The sequence below is a fragment of the Streptomyces sp. CBMA123 genome, assembly GCF_014596465.1.
In the GTDB taxonomy this organism is placed as follows: domain Bacteria; phylum Actinomycetota; class Actinomycetes; order Streptomycetales; family Streptomycetaceae; genus Kitasatospora.
Window position 1 is genome coordinate 71,749 of record NZ_MECK01000632.1, and the last position, 16,713, is coordinate 88,461.

Below are 16,713 nucleotides of genomic sequence, written 5' to 3' on the forward strand. Positions count from 1 at the left end.
GGCAAGGAGTCAGGCCTGGGTACCGTGCCGGTTCGGCGCACTGGCGGCACTGCCCGGTGTTGTGCTGGCCTCCTGGACTGCACCGGTCAGCCCGCCCGGCGCACCGCTATAGCGGACGTCCTCACGGTTTCACCGATCTGCGACAGCACTCTTCGGCGCGAAGGCGCCACCACTCTTCAGCGAGACCAAGCCCTGACCAGCACGAAACCGGAACCAATCACTGAAAACACGTGACGCCCGGACACTGCAACCCAAACGTCGTTCATCAATGCAAGAGCTGTCACCGGACCGGGCCCTCCGAGACGCGCGGGGGTGTCACCGGGAGATCCATCCCCTCGCCCGGCCAAAAACCCGCTCCGCCGATCCACGAAACGCCCCGTTACATGGACATCAGAAAACCTTCCACGACCGCCGAGATGCCGCCCATGACGAAATACCATCTGCCAACCCGCTGCCGGCATCAACTGACAAACAATGCCCGAACACCACCTTCCCGAAAAACCCGGGGCGCAGCACCGCACAGAAATGTCACAGGAACGGCAGAAGATGGTCCAGGACCGGGCAAAAGGCCGGGGCCTGGCGGCCCCTCAGAGGGGCTGTGGGGGTGTCGCCTACGGCGCCACCGAGAAAAGGGGTGCAGGGCACACGTGGGGCACGTGCGGGGCGCAGGAAAACCGGGCGGAGGGCAAGACGGAAGCTGGGGCCTGGCGGCCCCTCAGAGGGGCTGTGGGGTGTCGCCTGCGGCGCCACCAGACGGCGGGTACCCGGGCCGTCGCACGGGCCGGCGAGGCGCAGCGCGGGTGGGCGCGGTGGCCTGCGGCCCTTGGCCGGACGGCAGACACCTGGTCCGGGGCCACGGGGGACGTCAACCTCACCATCACCCCTCACTCCGACCAATCCCACCAAATTCAAACCATCACGGGCAACCAATTTCACAAAGACAGCCGGGCGGAATTCCTGGCCGAATATCCGGCGAAAACACCCCCGCCAACCCAATGAGCAACCAACCATCCCCCACCACCCTCAACCACCACACACAGTCACCGACCCGGCTAACCTGACCACTACGTCGAGCACTTCAGTCGCCCTGCCACAGAGGTATAGACAAGGTGGCGGCAGAGGCTATTTCACGCCTCTCGGCACCATCAGGTCACACCTGTGGCCCCTCGCCGGGTAGAGCTTCGTGTGGAGCACACGGTCCTCCCACCACGGATCGGCTGGAGCGGAGACCAGCGCGGCCACCAGCTCCCGCTTGGTCGGGGCGGGCAGCACCAGCGGGCCCAAGTCCCGTGCGACGACAGCCTGTTCGCACTCAGGCCACTCCAGCCGGTCCGGGCCGGCCTCCTCCCGTAACTCCAACACCGAGCAGCGCGATCCGCAGCGCCAGGCCCGGCCCGGGGTACCCCCGGCAAGAGGGCAGGCTGCCTACTGCATGACTTCCCGGCATGGGTGCTCGAAGGAGAGCGGGCAGTAGTAGAGCTGCATGTTGTAGCTCCGCCCGATCTGGATGCCGATGTCGCCGTTCGTATCTCGGTCCTCGACGGGGTCCCAGCCACTGCCGTCCAGAACGCCGGAATCGATCGTCAGCAGCGGCATCATGACGGATTCGCAAGCGGTGCACCGAATCACCGACGGATCGCGGAAGCTCCACGGCCCCCAGCCGCCGACCTTCCACCCAGGGGCGACCGACAGCTCGTACTGGTAGTAGGCACGGAACTCCTCGGCGTACAGGTACCTCGGATCGGTACCGGTGAACTCCCGCTCACACCAGTCCTCGATCCGCTCCACCAAGCCCGGTTCGAGCTCCAGCGGCGCCGGGTACTCCGTCACCACCTCCGGGTGCAGCACGCACGGCTCCGGCACGTAATCGCCGTAGTGTGACACGTCGGCTGGCAGCGGCGGATTCGTCAGTACAACGCCCACTTCTGCGTAGGAGCGCCACACCAGATGGGTGGCCGGCATCCACTCCGGATCGTGGTTCAGCGGACACCACAGCACCTGCAGCAGGTCTGCGCCCTCGGGACACGGCAGCGAGGGGATGTCCCGCGCGTAGAGCTGGACCACCGGAAGCAGGGCGTTCGGGCCTGTACTCCACGGATGTCCCTCCCGCGTCGCCTTGAGCGCCGCTCGCTCCTGTGCGGTCGGGCTCCCGTCGATCCAGCCTCGCTTGAGGATGCTGCGGCGCGCCCGCACGTCGGCCAGCGACACCGGCGGCCCGTCATCCTCTGGGTGCGATCCGGCGCACATCGGCCACGGCTCGTCGGCTGGCCACAGCAACGGGCCGCCGACCGAGCTGTCGTGGACGGTCGGCTCGCCCAGGCGCGGGTGCAGGCGCACCGTCTGCCGTGCCAGCGGCACCAGCTCCGGGAAGACCGCAGCGATATCCACCCGACGCGGCGGCGTGACACGAACCATCGAGACATCTCTTTCAGACGACGGACAGGCACACGGACCATAGCCGCCCACCACCGTCAAAGCAGCCACCCGGGAGCACATGGCTACGAGTGGAGGGCGGGTGCGTGGGATTCAGGTAGGGAGTGACACCGGAGTAGGACATGACGAGTGCCGCGGTCAGCAGTTCGATGTCGAGTTGGGCGGCGAGGGTCAGCAGACGGTGGAGCGCAGGACCCGCGGCAGCAGGCCCACGGGCGCGAGGCTGTCGCGGATGTGGGCGGCGCCGGCGGGGGCGCAGGTTGTGGCGGTAAGGCGGGTGGTGAGGATGTCATGGCGACAGCGCGCAGGGCGCCGTCGGCAAGCATCGGGTTCCGCTGTCCAGGCACCAGCACAGGGAATCGGTTGTGGCTTCGGGAGCGCTCAGCCGCACGATGGCGTCGCCGAGCGCGGTGTACACCATGGTCGCCTCGAAGGGGCGCTGAGCGGGATCCCGGAGCAGGCCGAGGGCGGGGCGGTGCCCGCACATCCCCAGTGCCATGACCATCTGGTACTGGGTCTCCCACGTACGGGGGTCGCGCACCTCCCGCTCAAGGGCATCCAGGAGCGGCGGACCCGCTACGGGATCGGCGAGCCGGCGAAGCCGCGTCGCGGCGAAACGCCGCTTCGGCGACAACCGGTGGCCGAGCTGCTCCACGGCTTCATCCAACGTCAACACCATCACGGTCCCTGTCTGCGCGGCTTCGTTCCGGGCGCAGCGTAGGGCCCCGTACCGACAGCGCCTGCCGGGTGGCTGGGAGAAGCGCGCGCTCCGGTGTTCTGGGCCGAGGAGGGGAACCGATCGATGAATGCGGCCGGACGGTTGGCGTGGGTGTATTCGTCCGCGATGTTGAAGACGCTGGCGCACAACGGGCATTGCGCCTCTCCGAAGAGGTGGGCGATCCCGTCGGCGAGCGCCTCCTGCCCGTCGCGGACCGCGATCCGGTGCATCCACCGGCCGGTCCCGGTGAGCGCCTCGGCAACGGCCGGTCGCAGTGCCCCTCGCAGTTCCTCGTCGCCGTCCCACACCTGTGAGTAGCATCCGAACCGGCCGACGGCGATCTTCATCGCCGCACCGCAGTGCGGGCATTCCAGCTCGTAGATGTCGTCCGTGAAGCCCTCCAGGGCGTTCGCCCAGTGGTACTCCTGCGCGACGGCGAGCAGGGCGCGGTAGGAGACGAGGTAGTCGGCCGGCCGCGACCGCAGGTGCCGGTCCAGCGTCTCGCCGAACTCCGTGATCGTGCCTGCGCAGTCCGCCAGCAGGTCGTCGCAGCCGTGCTGCACGGCCGCGCGTTCGAGGATCCGCCCCGCCAAGGCCCGCGCGTGCGCGCTGCGCGGCGCCAGGTGCACCAGCTGCGGCAGGGCGACGAAGCCGGCCGGAGAAACCAGGTCGTCCTCGAGGACGAGCCGCCAACCCAGCTCCCGCCACGCATCCGCGTCGTCCCGGCGTTCCAGCTGCGCCAGGAGCGCCGGGACGCGATCGACATCGAATCTGCTGTCGCGTATGCGTGCCCAGTCCACCACCCCGGTATTGAACCAGGGAGCCTCGCGGCCCTCGCGTTGAGAAAGCACCGGAGGCGAACACCCGGTGGGTGGCGGCCTCCGGTTCTCGGTTCCGCTCTCCAGTGGGTACCGGCAAGCAGAGCCCGGGCGGCAGGGACAGGCCCTCCAGGAGGCGGGCTGAATCATCGCCGACACAGCCGGGAGTGTAAGGCTGCCAGGCCGGACAACCGGACATCCAGGGCCCAGGCCCTGCCATGCTGGCGGCTGACATAGGGATCTGCATCAAGATGTCACCGGACGGCGTCTCCTGATGTCACCACACATCCGCACCCCGGTGACACCCAGCACTCCGCCACCCCCACGTCACCGCTAGAAGCCAGCCGGTGACACCCACTGCTCCCCCAGTGACACCAAACCGCAGATTCGCACCGGATCTCTGATCCGGTAGATCATCTTTCGTGACGCGAGGGCAACTGGCGGACGGGGAGTGGGAGTTCATCGGGCCGCACCTGCCGATCGGTGGGTACGGCCCGTATCCCGAGCGGCTTCGACAGCGGTTCGAGGGCGTGATCTGGCGCTTCAAGACCGGCGGGCAGTGGCGTGACACCGGTGTGTTCGAGGCCCTGTCGGAGGGGCTGATCACGGAGGCCGCGGAGCGGGGCGAGGTGGACCTGTCGCTGGTCAGCATCGCGCGACCGGCGGCGCGTCCAGCCCGGCTGTCGAGTGCCGAGTCAGCTTGGCAATTCCGGTCGTCGCCGGTGGTCGGCGGCTGTGGCAGGGATGGCGTTGTCGATGAGGACGGCGGCGATGGCGGCAGCGGTAGGGAAGGCGTCGGCGTTGAGGACCCGGGTCCGGGCAGCGGCGCCGTCGATGAGCAGCGCGAGCTGCTCGCCGAGCTGTTCGGGGTCGGCGGCGCCGGCTTCGCGGGCGGTGCCGGCGAGCCGGGCGGCGACGGCTTTCTTGTAGTCGCGCGCGTACTGGGATGCGGGGTGCTGGGGGTCGTGGAGTTCGACGGCGGCACCGATATAGGGGCACAAGGGCGTGCCGGCAGGGATATCGAAGGCGGCAAGGAGCCGTTCACGGGGCGTGAGGTCGGTGCGGTCGAACACGCTGGACAGAACGTCGGGGTCGAACCGGCGCAGGTACTCGGCGACGAGTTCGTCCTTGCCGTTGAAGTGCTGGTAGGCCGTGCGCTTGGACACCTCGGCCGCCGCGCAGAGCTGGTCCATGCCGGTGCGGTTGATGCCCTGCTCTCGGAACAGCTTCTGGGACGCGCTGAGGATGCGCTCGCGGGCGCCCCGGCCGCGGCGGCGCCCCGTTGGGCCCTTCTCCAACTCCGTCATGACCCCATGCTACCCCGGCATGGTAACGACCGGTGTACATAGCTTGCGCCGCGGCGGGGTGCCCCGTACCGTAAGTACACAAGACGGTATACATAAAGCCGTCGCCCCAGGTGCACACGGCACCACCGACCCAAGGGAACGACTATGGGAAAGCTCGACGGCAAAGTCGCGGTCATCACCGGCGGCACCGCTGGCATGGCGCTGGCCGGCGCGAAGCTCTTCGTCGACGAGGGAGCGCACGTCTTCATCACCGGCCGCCGCCAGGACACCCTGGACGAGGCCGTGAAGCAGATCGGCCGCAACGTCACCGGCGTGCAGGGCGACGCCGCCGACCTGGACGACCTGGACCGCCTGTACGACACCGTCAAGCGAGAGAAGGGCAGCCTCGACGTGCTGTGGGCCAGCGCCGGCGGCGGCGAGCCCGCCCCGCTCGGCGAGATCACCGAGGCCCAGTTCGACACCTGGTTCGGGCTCAACGCCCGCGGCACCCTGTTCACCGTCCAGAAGGCCCTCCCGCTCTTCAACGACGGCGGCTCGATCCTGATGACCGGCTCCAACGCCTCCCTCGGCGCTTTCCCCGGCTGGAGCGTCTACGCCGGCAGCAAGGCAGTCCAGCAGGCCTGGGCCCGCATCTGGCTCAACGAGCTCAAGGACCGCCGCATCCGTGTCAACGTTCTGACCCCGGGCCAGGTCGCCACCGCCAAGCAGGAAGAGCTCTTCGACGAGGCCACCAAGCGCCAGTTCGAGTCCCTCATCCCTCGCGGTCAGATGGGCATGCCTGACGAAATCGCCACCGCCGCCCTATTCCTCGCCTGCGACGACTCCAGCTACGTCAACGGCATGGAACTCGTCGCCGACGGCGGCACCACCGCCATCTGAACCGAACAACCCACACCCAGGACAGGAAATCTCATGAGCAGCGTCAGCATCATCGGGACCGGGAACATGGCCCGCACCATCGGCGCGCGGGCACTCGCGGGCGGCAACACCGTCGAGATCATGGGCCGCGATCAGTCCAAGGCCGCCGACCTGGCCAAGGCTCTCGGCGGCGGCGCCACGACGGGAGAATGGGGCACCACCCCGACCGGGGACATCGTCATCGTGGCCCTGTTGCACGACGGTGTCGTGCCGACCGTCGCCCAGTACGGAGACGCACTCGCGGGCAAGGTCATCGTCGACATCAGCAACCCCTTCAACTCCACCTTCGACGGGCTGGCCCACGGCGAGGAGACCTCGATCGCGCAGGAGGTCGCCAAGGCCGCCCCGGCCGGCGCCAGCGTGGTGAAGGCGTTCAACACCGTCTTCCGCCATGTGCTGGAGAAGGGCCGACCGGATGTCTTCATCGCCGGCGACAATGCCCAGGCCAAGGCAAGCGTGGAAGCGTTCGTCGAGAGCCTCGGGCTGCGCCCGCTGGACGTCGGCGACCTGAAAATGGCGCACTGGCTGGAAGGAGCGGGCGTGATCACGGTAGGTCTCGCCAACCACGGGGTGGGGAACCTGGACTTCGCCCTCAGCATCACCGAACTCACCACCTGAGCACACGGTCGACGGGCGCCCGCCGCCGCATCACGGCGACCAGCAGCGCCCAGACCATGCGAGGCAGGCCTGCGGCTAGAGCGTGCATTCAATCGTGATCGATGGGTTGCTCTGGTGAGGTCTTTGATCCAGATCATCGAGGCTCGGAGGTGGAGACCGGCGAGGTAGCTCTCCGGGGTCTTGTCGTACCTCGTGGCGATGCCTCGCCAGGCCTTCAGCTTGTTGATCAGCCGCTCCACGGTGTTTCTCTCCTTGTAGAGGTCGGCATCGTGACTGACGGGCCGGCCGCCTCTGGAGCCCTTCTTCCTCCGGTTGGCGGCCTGGTCAGCCTTCTCCGGGATGACGGCCTTGATGCGGCGTTTGCACAGATGGGCACGGTTGCCGCGGGACGAGTAGGCCTTGTCCCCGGCGACCGCGTCCGGCCGGGTGCGGGGACGTCCGACGGGCCCGCGCACGCGGATCTTCCCGAGCACGGGGATGAACTGCGGGCTGTCCGCAGCCTGGCCCGCAGTCAGGACGAATGCCAGCGGCCGGCACTTGCGGTCCGCAGCCAGGTGCACCTTGCTGGTCTGTCCGCCCCGCGACCGCCCGAGCAGGGCTTTCTTCAGTCGGATCTTCCGGCGTCTGCAGATGCGTCGCCGCTCGTTCCGCTCGGGCCCGGCGTGCTGTCCGCTTTGTTCCTCGACACCGCCCCCTTTGCCGCGGACTTTTCCTCCTCGGCGGCCGCCTTCTCCAGGGCGTCGAGCACCTCGGGATCCATGTGCATCCCGGCCGCGTCGTGGTGGGCGCGGGCCGTGGTCGAGTCGATACTGACCAGCGACAAGTCCACCTCGCCGCGCTTGGCTGCCTCCGCGATCAGACCCTCCAGCAGGGCCTCAAACACTCCGGCGTCCCTCCACTGCCGGAAGCGGTTACTCACCGTGGACCAAGCGCCGAACTCGCCCGGCATCTCCCGCCACTGCGCGCCGGTCTTGAACCGCCAGACCACGCCCTCGAACTGCAGCCGCAGTCGTTCGGGATACGGGCCGAAGGCGCCGACCGGCAGGTACGGCTCGATGAACTCCCACTCTGCACCACTCAGTTGCACGCGCGTCACCCACGATGATCTACCGAATCCACCTCGACAACAAAGGCAGATCCGGCAGATTGATCACAACCCGATACGCGCCCTAGTACTGCAATCACAGTTATGGGGTGTGGCCTCGGCGCTTGTAGTGGCTGAGGCGGGCCCGGGTCTGGCTGAGGCGTCTCCACCATGACCAACGCAGATGATGCGCGGGAGTGAGGCAATGGGGCTGGAGGACCAGGCCGATGAGACGGCGGATCTCCGCGACGGACAGGGGTATCAGGGTGGTTTGTCCTAATCGACAGCCCCCTTTTCCAGCTCCTCGGCACGGATCGCGGTCAGCGCCGCGAGGGCGGCCATAGCCAGGGTGATGTGCCGGTACCAGGCGTCATAGCGGCGGACCTGGTAGTGGTCCAGGCCGCACTTCGTTCTTCGCGACCTGGAACGACTCCTCGATCGCCCACCTGGCCGCAGCGACCTTGACCAGATCCTTCAGGCGGGTGGTGACGGGGCCGTAGCACACGTAGCGGGCGATCTCGGTCGGGTCGCTGACCGAGCGGCGGGCCAGCACCCAGTGCCCGACGCCGTCCTCCCACACAGGGCGGATCGCCACCCGGGCCCAGTCGTAGATCCGCTCGCCGTGGGAGCCCTTGCCGCCGGACAGGCGCTTCCAGGCCTGCCGCGGCAGGTCGGCGACCAGCTCGTCGACCCGGACCTCACGCCACCCGGTCGTGATCACCGTGTCGTTGACCCTGGTGGCCAGCACATACCCGACGCCGAGTTGCTCCAGCCACACGCGCAGGTGCTTGACCTGGCCATACGCCTCGTCCGCCGTCACCCACGCGAACGGCACCCCGGCGTCGATCGCACGCTGCAGCATCCACCGGAAGTGCTCGTTCTTCGTCGCGAACGGCACCTCGTCAGGCACACCAGCCGCCCGGCAGCGCTCACGGTCGTCCGTCCATGAGGCCGGCAGGTACAACTCCCGGTCGATCAACGCGCGGCCCTTGGCCGAGGCGTAAGCCAGGAACGTGCCGATCTGGGAGTTTTCCGTCCTGCCCGCCGTCCCGGTGTACTGCCGCTGCACACCCGCCGACCGCGAGCCCTTCTTCAGGAAGCCGGTGTCGTCGCCGATCAGGATGCCGTCCTCGGCGCCGATGGTCTCCACGACGAAGTCCCGCACGTCGTCGCGGACACCGTCCGCATCCCAGTCCGCCTCGCCCAGCAGCCGCTGCATCCCGATCGGATGCCCCTCACCCGCCCACTCCGCCAGCGTCCACCCGTTCTTCCGCTCCAGCGGCGCAATCAACCCCGCCATATACGTCAGGGCCCGCGCACGCGGCTCCGACCTGGAAAAACGCCCAGCGAACCGCTCATGCAGCCCAGACAGCGTCTCCTGCCAGGCCCCGATCTGCCCCACCCCAAGATCCACAGACACGACAGAACACAACCACAGTCACCGGCAGAACTCGCAACTTCCCCACCAGTAACTGTGATTGCAGTACTAGTCGTCGAGGGCGTGACGGACGGGGGTGAGGTCATTCGGGTGGTGGCGCGGACCCGGGAGGATCCGGTGCCGTGCCCGATGTGCGGGCAGCCGACGGGGCAGGTGCATGCCTTCCACGAGCGGGTGGTCACGGATGTGCCGGTCGACGGGCGGCAGGTTGTGGCGTCGGTGCGGGTCCGGCGCATGGTCTGCCCGGTTCTGGGCTGCCCGCGGCAGACGTTCCGCGAGCAGGTCCCCGGCCTGATCGAACGCTACCAGCGGCGTACGCGCCGTCTCACCGACCAACTCGGGAAGATCGTGAAGGAGTTAGCGGGCCGGGCGGGCGCCCGCCTGTCCCGCTTGCTGGCCTGCGCGATCGCCCGATCGACCGCCCTACGCCTACGCCACGGTGCTCATCGACGCCGAGACCGGCGAGCGGATCGAGGTCCTGCCCGACCGCACCGCCCGGACGCTGGTCGCATGGCTGCGCGAACACCCCGGGGCCGAGTACGTCTGCCGCGACGGCTCCGGGTCCTACGGCGAGGCGATCCGCCAGGCCCTGCCCGAAGCGGTGCAGGTCAGCGACAGATGGCACTTGTGGAGCAACCTGTGCGGGAAGGTCCCGGCCGAGGTCCGCTCCCACGCCGCCTGCTGGGCCACCGCCGTGAACCCGGTCCGGCCCGGGGGCACGCGCGAGCAGACCACCCGCGAGCGCTGGCAACAGGTCCACAATCTGCTCGACCAGGGCGTCGGCCTGCTCGAATGCGCCCGCCGCCTCGACGTCGCCTGAACACCGTCAAGCGGTACGCCCGCATGAAGGAGCCCACCGGCGACCGCCGCGCTCCCCGCTACAAGCCCACGCTCGTCGACCCCTACCCCGACCACCTGCGCCTACGCCGGGCCGAGGACCCAGCGGTGCCTGTCACCCACCTCCTGCGCGAGATCAGGAGCTGGGCTACACCGGCAGCGCGAACCTCCTGGTCCGCTACATCACCCAGGGCCGCGCCGAGGGCGACAAGCCCGTCACCACGCCACAGCGCTTCGCCCGCCTCCTCCTCACCCGCCCCGAGAACCTACGTGACAGGGACGCCGCGCTGCTGGGAGAACTCACCGCAGCCTGCCCCGAGATGACCGAACTCGCCCGTCTGACCGGAACGCCCGCGCAACTGCTGACGCCGGCCGAGGGCAACGACGCCAAGCTCACCGACTGGATCACGTCAGTTCGCTCCGTCGACCCGCCCCACCTGCACTCCTTCACGAACGGCCTGGAACTCGACCGTGCCGCCGTCGACGCCGGACTCACCACCCCGCACCACAACGGCCGCACCGAGGGAGTCAACACACGAACCAAGAAGATCATGAGACAGATGCACGGCCGAGCCGGGTTCCCCCTGCTCCGCCACCGCATCCTCCTCCAGTGATCACTACCCAGCGCTACCACCGATTACAGGACAGAGCCGTTCTTTTTACAGACCCCGGCCCGGTCCTTCTCAACCAACCCATAAACCCTCAGCCCGCCAACAAGACCCACCAGCGAACCACCAACCCGCCACAGCCGGCGACGGACTGGCGCACCCGCATGTCGTTGATGAAGTACTTGACGCGGCGGGGACTTCCCTGCAGCTTCTCGTAGAGAATGGGTGTCATCCGTGAGGTGAAGGCCAACTCCGCAGAGATGTCGCCGCCGCCCACCGCGTCAGCGAGATCACGCTGGCGGGGCAGTGCCCTGATTCTCCTGCGGTCCCCCGGTCGGTCCGTGGCTTTCAGTCGGCTGCCAGGACCTCCACGCCGCGCTCTGTGAGTTGCTCGACGACTGCGTGGTGGGGGTCGGCGTCGGTAATGAGTCCGCTGATCTCCTCCCAGGGCAGGACACGGAATCGGGAGGCTGTGCCGATCTTCTCGGAGGAGGCCAGGATGTAGGTGTCTGCGGCCCGTGCAGCCAGGGCGCGCTTCATCGCGGCCTCCTCGGCGTCGCCGGTAGTCAGTCCCGCCTCCGGGTGAACACCAGTGACGCCGAGCAGGCAAAGGTCGGCCGAGACGTTCTGGGCGGCCTCTGCCGCGGCGGCGCCACAGGCGACCGCCGAGTGCTTGAAGACGCGGCCGCCGATCAGGAAGACCTCAACCTGCGGATGCTCCAGCAGAGCGACCGCGATCGTTGGACTGTGGGTGATCACGGTGCACGCCAGGTCCGCCGGGAGCGCGTGGGCGACGGCGAGGGCAGTGGTGCCGCCGTCCAGGATCAGGGCGCTGCCGGGCCGCACGAGCGCGGCGGCCGCGGCGGCGACCTTCCGCTTGCCGTCGGGGGTGACGGCCTGGCGGGCCGTGTAGTCCACGACGGCCGGGGAGACGGGCAGCGCGCCGCCGTAAACCCGTTGGCACAGCCCCTCGGCGGCGAGGTCGCGCAGGTCGCGGCGCACGCTGTCCTCGGAGATGCCGACGTCGGCAGCGACGTCCTTGGCGACGATCTTGCCCTCGCGGGCGAGAAGGCCCAGCAGGTGGTCACGCCTCTCCGCAGCCAGCATCCGCATTCTCTCCTGTTCTTGCACGTTTCTGCGTGTACTGTAGCGCACCATGACCGACAAGCCGATGCTCATCCTCATCGCCGGGCCCTACCGCTCCGGCACCGATGGCGACCCGCAGGCTATGGCCGCCAACCTCGCCCGCCTCGAAGCGGCAGCATGGCCGGTGTTCGCCGCCGGCCACGTCCCCATGATCGGGGAGTGGGTCGCCCTGCCCGTCCTGCGTTCGGCTGGTGCGGGCCTCACCGATCCCCTTGCCGACCAGGTTCTCTACCCGACCGCGGAGCGCCTGCTGGCCCACTGCGACGCCGTGCTCCGGCTCCCCGGTGACTCCACCGGGGCCGATCAGGACGTCGCCATCGCCCGCCGCCGCGGCCTGCCCGTCTACCACGACGTGAACGAGATCCCGCACCGCACCCCGCAGGAGACCGCGTGAAGACCCGCCCCGGCATCGATACCCCCGACCACCGCGGCCGCACCGACCTCGACCGCGCCGGACGGGACCTGGCCCGCAACCCCGACGTCGTGATCCGCGATGTCGAACTCACCTCCCAGGGCTGGCATGTCCTGCGCCGCACCACCTTCGACTACCGCCGCCGCGACGGACGCACCGTCACCCAGCAGCGCGAGACCTACGATCGCGGCAACGGCGCGGCCGTCCTGCCCTACGACACCGAACGCCGCAAGGTCCTGCTCACCCGCCAGTTCCGCTTCCCGGCCTACGTCAACGACCACCCGGACGGCATGCTCATCGAAGCCGCCGCCGGACTCCTCGACGCGGACGACCCCCAGAGCGCCGTCCGACGCGAGAGCACAGAGGAACTCGGCGTCACCCTCGGCCCACTCACCCACGTCCTCGACACCTACATGAGCCCCGGCTCCGTCACCGAACGCCTCCACCTCTTCGCCGCCCCCTACACCCCGGCCGACCGAACCGGGACCGGCGGCGGACTCGAAGAAGACGGCGAAGACATCGAGGTCCTCGAACTACCCTTCACCAAAGCCCTCGCCATGACCCGCGACGGACGCATCACCGACGGCAAGACCATCCTGCTCTTGCAATGGGCAGCCCTGGACGGACCCTTCGCCCCCGTAACCGGCGACCGCTGACAGCGCACCCCGCCTCGCCCCGGTCAGCCCCGCTCCAGACACAAGGGCGACCCTGCCCGGACCCTCCGAAGGCGCGCGGCTCCGACCACCGTTGAACTTTCGACCGCAGGGGGAACGAAGAACAACCCCGGCCGAAATCCGAGAGCACGTCGGCGAACGGGCGGCCGAGTATGCCGCAGGTCCTGGCCGCGACGGTGGTGCTGCAGAGCCTGCACGGCCTGTCGGACTTCGTGACGGTCCAGGAACTGCGCTGCGACCTGCGGTGGAAGGCCGCCTGCGGTCTCGGCCTCAACGACACCGCATTCGACGCGTCCCTGCTGACCTACTTCCGGCGCCGCCTGCAACGATCCGGGGATCCGATGCGGCTGTTCGCCAAGGTCAAGGGGGTCGTGGCAGCCACCGGCGTACTCAAGGGCAAACGCCGGCGGGCACTGGACTCCACCGTGCCGGACGACGCGGTGGCAACCCAGGACACCGTCACCCAACTCGTCGCCGCAATCCGCCGCGTGATCCGCGATGCGCCCGGGGCCGAGCGCGTGGCCGCCACCTGGTGCACCGCGCACGACTACGCCGATGCGGGCAAGCCCCGCATCGCCTGGAACGACGAGCAGGCCCGCGCCGGCCTGGTCGACGCCCTGGCCACCGACGCGCTCAACCTGCTCGGCCGCCTGCCCGAGCGACAGCTTGATGAGAAGGCTGCCGACGCGGTCGGGCAGCTGGCACTGAGCCTTTTCAGCGATGCAGCTCCAGGGTGAGGACGGCCTTGGCTGCTGACGTCAACCAGTTCGGGCTGCAGCGTGCGCGGCGGAAGACCTTCCAGCGCTTGACGGTGGCCACGCCACGTTCGACGGGGTAGCGGAGGCGGGCGTGGGCCCGGTTCAGCGATCTCTGCCCGACAGTGAGTTCGTTCCGGGGCGGGCGTCTGGCCGGCATTGCGAACGTTCCGCCGGCACCGGTGTACGCCATGTCGGCCAGGACCGGGATCCGGAGTCGGACACAGGTCTTCACGATGCGGTGGGTGCGCGCGGCGGTCAGGTCGTGCGTGCGGCCGGGCAGAGCGCGGGAGATCCACACCAGCCCGCCGGCCGGACCGGTGATGACCTGCAGGTTCACGCCGTGGCGGCGGTGCTTGCCGGAGTAGTCGGCGCGTCCGTCGCCGACACGGTCGCACTCGGCGAGGGTTCCGTCGACCAGGACGTACTCGTCTACGTCATCCTGGACAACCCGTCGGCCCACAAGGGCCAACAGATCAGGCGCTGGGCGAAGAAGAACCGCGTCGAGCTGTGCTTCACCCCGACCTACGCGTCCTGGGCCAACCCGATCGAGGCCCACTTCGGGCCCTTGCGGCAGTTCACGATCGCGAACTCGAACCACCGCAACCACACCGTCCAGACCCGGGCCCTGCATGCCTACCTGCGCTGGCGCAACACCAACGCCCGCCACCCTGACGTCCTCGCCGCCCAACGGCGCGAGCGAGCCCGCATCCGCAGCGAGAAGGGCATCCGCTGGGGCGGGCGCCCAGTCACCGCAGCAGCCTGAACGAACCGGTGTTTCTGTCCGCTGGAGCTCCTAGTCGTCGAACTCGAAGCCCGAAGTCTCCGCCCGGGCGATGATGTCCCTGGCCGCCTCGGGGCTCGCGATGACCGGCTCAAGGGCCGTCTTGAGTTGCGCGAGGTCACTCGGACTCCCGACCGCGCAGAACATGCCGGCCTCGCTGTGGAAGTCGAGGCGCTCGGCAATGTCCGGCCAGGCGAACTGCACGAGACCTTCCCAGAAGTACCCGTTCGGCTCGTGCCCTGCATCGGCTACCGCCGTATCAGCAGCAAGGCCACCAACGTCCAACGTCAGCGAGTGTTCGCCAGCAAAGTCATGAAGCGAGATGGTCACGGCCGCGATCTTTTCACGCCCAGCTCCCACCCCGGTGATCCTTTCCGGTCACGGCACTAGGCGCGGACTCCCGCGGCTCGCTCCGCGCGAACCGATGGGCAAACCGCCCATGCAACCCGACCAGCCCGTCCGACCAAGCACGAGCATCGACCTCGGCTATCTCCCCACCCATGAACAGCCCAACGAGCGGACCCAACGTCCGTCACGGTAAGCACCGTTGCGGTACTAGGCGGTCTCGATTGGATCATCTGGCGAGCCAGAGGGAGATGCCTGCGATGTGGAGTCCGGCCCGGTAGACGCCGGCGGTCCTCTCGTAGCGGGTGGGTGCGCCGCGAAGCGCCGTGGAGTCGAGTGAGGTGAAAGACCTGCATCTCCGGGTTGTCGCAGCAATCCGGTTGAAGCTGAGGGCAGTTCGTCTCGGGGGATGCCGAGACGGGCGGTAAGCAGCCCTGACAACGCCGGGACGGGCTGGCACTGCCAGACGGTTCGGGTCCGGCAAGCGAGACGGGAAGGTGTACGCGAGGAACCAGTGGTTGACGCCCCGTAATTACGAGACCGGCTCCAACCTGGCGGATATGGGCCGGATGCAGTGCACGACCGTCTGCACTTTGACGGTCGACTCCGAAGCCGACTCTACTCATCGGTGGGGAGGCCACGCCGAAGGTCTGCGGCGTAGGTGTGGCGATGCTGCCGGGGTAGAGCTGGGCGCCTCACCCGTCGATCGATTCCGTGGTGAACGTGGGAACTGTCCGCGGTCTCCGTGCCGGGCATCCAGTCCGGCCGAGGGCAGGCCCATCGCCGGCTGATGGCCGCCGGACAGGGCGGAGGCTCCGTAGTACTCGGAGGCCGGGAGAGCCGGCCACAGGGGGAAGGGAGCCAGCAAGTCGGCAGTAAGGATGCTGGAATGCCAGGAGGTTGTCGCCGGTGAACACCGACGAGCCGGCGACGGCGAGGACTGCCCAACTACCGGCTGGTCCGGTACGCGGACGACTTCCTCGTACTCGTCTCCGGTAGCCGTGAGCACGCCGAGGACCTGCGGCGGGACGTCGCAGAAGCACTGAGACCGATGGGCCTGCGCCTGTCGGTCGAGAAGACGAGGATCACCCACATCGAGGAGGGCTTCGACTTCCTCGGGTGGCGCATCCAGCGCCACCGGAAGAAGGGCACTGATCAGCACTACGTCTACACCTACCCGGCGCGGAAGTCGTTGCGCTCGGTGATGGCGAAGACGAAGGAGCTGACCGGACGACAGAACGTCAGCCTGTCGCTGACAACCTTGCTGCAGCGATTGAATCCGGTGCTGCGAGGTTGGTGCGCGTACTTCCGTCCGGGGGTTTCGAACGTCACATTCTGCTACCTCAGCCACTATGCGTGGATGCGGGTCATACGGTGGATGCGACGCAAGCACCCCCGAACCACATGGAAGCAACTTCGCCGCCGCTACTGCGGCGGCGCCTGGTGGCCTACCACGGAGGAGACACAGCTGTTCAACCCGGCGAAGGTGAGCACGACCAGATACCGATACCGGGGAACAGTCATCCCGAGCCCGTGGCCCACTGCGGCATGAGGATCTGACCGCCCCCAACGGGGCTTGTGGAGAGCCCGGTGCCCGGAGAGGGGCACGCCGGGTTCGGGAGGCGGCTCGGGGAAACCCACTGGTGGAGACACCAGCAGGGCGCCCCGAGTCGACCTCACCGATGCATCGCCTCACCGCCCGCTCCCCCCGCCCCCCCGCCAAAGGCGACGGCGTAAGAGGCGGCGGAACGGCCTTGGCCACCCCGGCAGCGCGCGGTGGGGCGGCAGGCGGTGGACAGGGAAGCGGACCTGATGGCG

12 protein-coding genes and 7 pseudogenes are annotated in these 16,713 nt (G+C 68.6%); 9 read left to right on the forward strand and 10 right to left on the reverse strand.

Translation table 11 applies throughout. The features are described 5' to 3' along the window. Positions 1–1,425 precede the first annotated feature (1,425 nt). From BG452_RS43475 to BG452_RS43485, 3 genes are all read right to left on the reverse strand, one after another. Positions 1,426–2,415, reverse strand: a complete 990-nt coding sequence (locus BG452_RS43475; RefSeq protein WP_188309911.1) for a hypothetical protein — start codon at positions 2,413–2,415, stop codon at positions 1,426–1,428. Between the two features lie 307 nt (positions 2,416–2,722). Further along, positions 2,723–3,115 (reverse strand): hypothetical protein, encoded by a 393-nt coding sequence (locus BG452_RS43480; protein ID WP_188309912.1) that lies wholly within the window; start codon positions 3,113–3,115, stop codon positions 2,723–2,725. Beyond that, entirely contained in the window at positions 3,112–4,002 is an 891-nt protein-coding gene (locus tag BG452_RS43485) for a hypothetical protein (RefSeq protein WP_188309913.1), read from the reverse strand. Before BG452_RS43485 ends, BG452_RS43480 begins: the two co-directional genes overlap by 4 nt. A gap of 389 nt (positions 4,003–4,391) precedes the next feature. Here BG452_RS43485 and BG452_RS46770 point away from each other — a divergent pair. Continuing rightward, a pseudogene (locus tag BG452_RS46770) lies at positions 4,392–4,640 on the forward strand (hypothetical protein); the annotation flags it as partial. 24 nt (positions 4,641–4,664) lie between these two features. Here BG452_RS46770 and BG452_RS43490 read toward each other — a convergent pair. Next, positions 4,665–5,276, reverse strand: a complete 612-nt coding sequence (locus tag BG452_RS43490) for a TetR/AcrR family transcriptional regulator (RefSeq protein WP_188309914.1) — start codon at positions 5,274–5,276, stop codon at positions 4,665–4,667. A 144-nt stretch (positions 5,277–5,420) separates the two neighbouring features. On the opposite strand from BG452_RS43490, the gene BG452_RS43495 reads away from it, so the two are divergent. Next, the gene (locus BG452_RS43495) at positions 5,421–6,155 is read left to right on the forward strand and encodes an SDR family oxidoreductase (protein WP_188309915.1); all 735 of its coding nucleotides are present in this window, start codon (positions 5,421–5,423) and stop codon (positions 6,153–6,155) included. A gap of 33 nt (positions 6,156–6,188) precedes the next feature. Next, on the forward strand, positions 6,189–6,812 hold the full coding sequence (locus BG452_RS43500) for an NADPH-dependent F420 reductase (protein WP_188309916.1): 624 nt from the start codon (positions 6,189–6,191) through the stop codon (positions 6,810–6,812). 110 nt (positions 6,813–6,922) lie between these two features. Here BG452_RS43500 and BG452_RS43505 read toward each other — a convergent pair. Together BG452_RS43505 and BG452_RS43510 are read right to left on the reverse strand one after the other, a co-directional pair. Further along, positions 6,923–7,908, reverse strand: a pseudogene (locus BG452_RS43505) (IS5 family transposase); the annotation flags it as partial. 264 nt (positions 7,909–8,172) lie between these two features. Beyond that, positions 8,173–9,289: pseudogene (locus BG452_RS43510) on the reverse strand (IS701 family transposase). Between the two features lie 81 nt (positions 9,290–9,370). On the opposite strand from BG452_RS43510, the pseudogene BG452_RS43515 reads away from it, so the two are divergent. Further along, positions 9,371–10,785 (forward strand): annotated as a pseudogene (locus tag BG452_RS43515) (ISL3 family transposase). Positions 10,786–10,873: 88 nt separating this feature from the next. On the opposite strand, the gene BG452_RS43520 reads toward BG452_RS43515, so the two are convergent. Then, positions 10,874–11,056, reverse strand: a complete 183-nt coding sequence (locus tag BG452_RS43520) for a hypothetical protein (protein WP_188309917.1) — start codon at positions 11,054–11,056, stop codon at positions 10,874–10,876. 71 nt (positions 11,057–11,127) lie between these two features. Then, entirely contained in the window at positions 11,128–11,886 is a 759-nt protein-coding gene (locus BG452_RS43525) for a DeoR/GlpR family DNA-binding transcription regulator (protein ID WP_188309918.1), read from the reverse strand. 49 nt (positions 11,887–11,935) lie between these two features. On the opposite strand from BG452_RS43525, the gene BG452_RS43530 reads away from it, so the two are divergent. The 3 genes and pseudogenes from BG452_RS43530 to BG452_RS43540 all read left to right on the forward strand — a co-directional run. After that, positions 11,936–12,319: a DUF4406 domain-containing protein gene (locus tag BG452_RS43530; RefSeq protein ID WP_188309919.1), complete on the forward strand. Its 384-nt coding sequence runs from the start codon at positions 11,936–11,938 to the stop codon at positions 12,317–12,319. Continuing rightward, positions 12,316–12,993, forward strand: a complete 678-nt coding sequence (locus BG452_RS43535) for an NUDIX domain-containing protein (protein WP_188309920.1) — start codon at positions 12,316–12,318, stop codon at positions 12,991–12,993. The genes BG452_RS43530 and BG452_RS43535 overlap by 4 nt, the downstream gene beginning before the upstream one ends. A gap of 149 nt (positions 12,994–13,142) precedes the next feature. Beyond that, a pseudogene (locus BG452_RS43540) lies at positions 13,143–13,742 on the forward strand (transposase); the annotation flags it as partial. On the opposite strand, the pseudogene BG452_RS43545 reads toward BG452_RS43540, so the two are convergent. Then, positions 13,726–14,295 (reverse strand): annotated as a pseudogene (locus BG452_RS43545) (transposase family protein); the annotation flags it as partial. The pseudogenes BG452_RS43540 and BG452_RS43545 overlap by 17 nt on opposite strands. Here BG452_RS43545 and BG452_RS43550 point away from each other — a divergent pair. Further along, positions 14,197–14,532: pseudogene (locus BG452_RS43550) on the forward strand (transposase); the annotation flags it as partial. The pseudogenes BG452_RS43545 and BG452_RS43550 sit on opposite strands and share 99 nt — an antisense overlap. 30 nt (positions 14,533–14,562) lie before the next feature. Here BG452_RS43550 and BG452_RS43555 read toward each other — a convergent pair. Beyond that, on the reverse strand, positions 14,563–14,880 hold the full coding sequence (locus BG452_RS43555; RefSeq protein WP_188309922.1) for an Imm51 family immunity protein: 318 nt from the start codon (positions 14,878–14,880) through the stop codon (positions 14,563–14,565). Between the two features lie 970 nt (positions 14,881–15,850). Between BG452_RS43555 and BG452_RS43560 the strand changes: the two genes are divergently transcribed. Continuing rightward, a complete protein-coding gene (locus BG452_RS43560; protein WP_223243612.1) occupies positions 15,851–16,447 on the forward strand; it encodes a group II intron maturase-specific domain-containing protein in 597 nt (198 codons plus the stop codon). The last annotated feature ends 266 nt before the right edge of the window (positions 16,448–16,713 follow it).

What these genes read in the sequence shown, in the direction of transcription:
- BG452_RS43530 (WP_188309919.1), top strand. Translation starts at nt 11,936, where the DNA reads ATGACCGACAAGCCGATGCTCATCCTCATCGCCGGGCCCTACCGCTCC.
- BG452_RS43500 (WP_188309916.1), top strand. Translation starts at nt 6,189, where the DNA reads ATGAGCAGCGTCAGCATCATCGGGACCGGGAACATGGCCCGCACCATC.
- BG452_RS43495 (WP_188309915.1), top strand. Translation starts at nt 5,421, where the DNA reads ATGGGAAAGCTCGACGGCAAAGTCGCGGTCATCACCGGCGGCACCGCT.
- BG452_RS43475 (WP_188309911.1), bottom strand. Translation starts at nt 2,415, where the DNA reads ATGGTTCGTGTCACGCCGCCGCGTCGGGTGGATATCGCTGCGGTCTTC.
- BG452_RS43490 (WP_188309914.1), bottom strand. Translation starts at nt 5,276, where the DNA reads ATGACGGAGTTGGAGAAGGGCCCAACGGGGCGCCGCCGCGGCCGGGGC.
- BG452_RS43525 (WP_188309918.1), bottom strand. Translation starts at nt 11,886, where the DNA reads ATGCTGGCTGCGGAGAGGCGTGACCACCTGCTGGGCCTTCTCGCCCGC.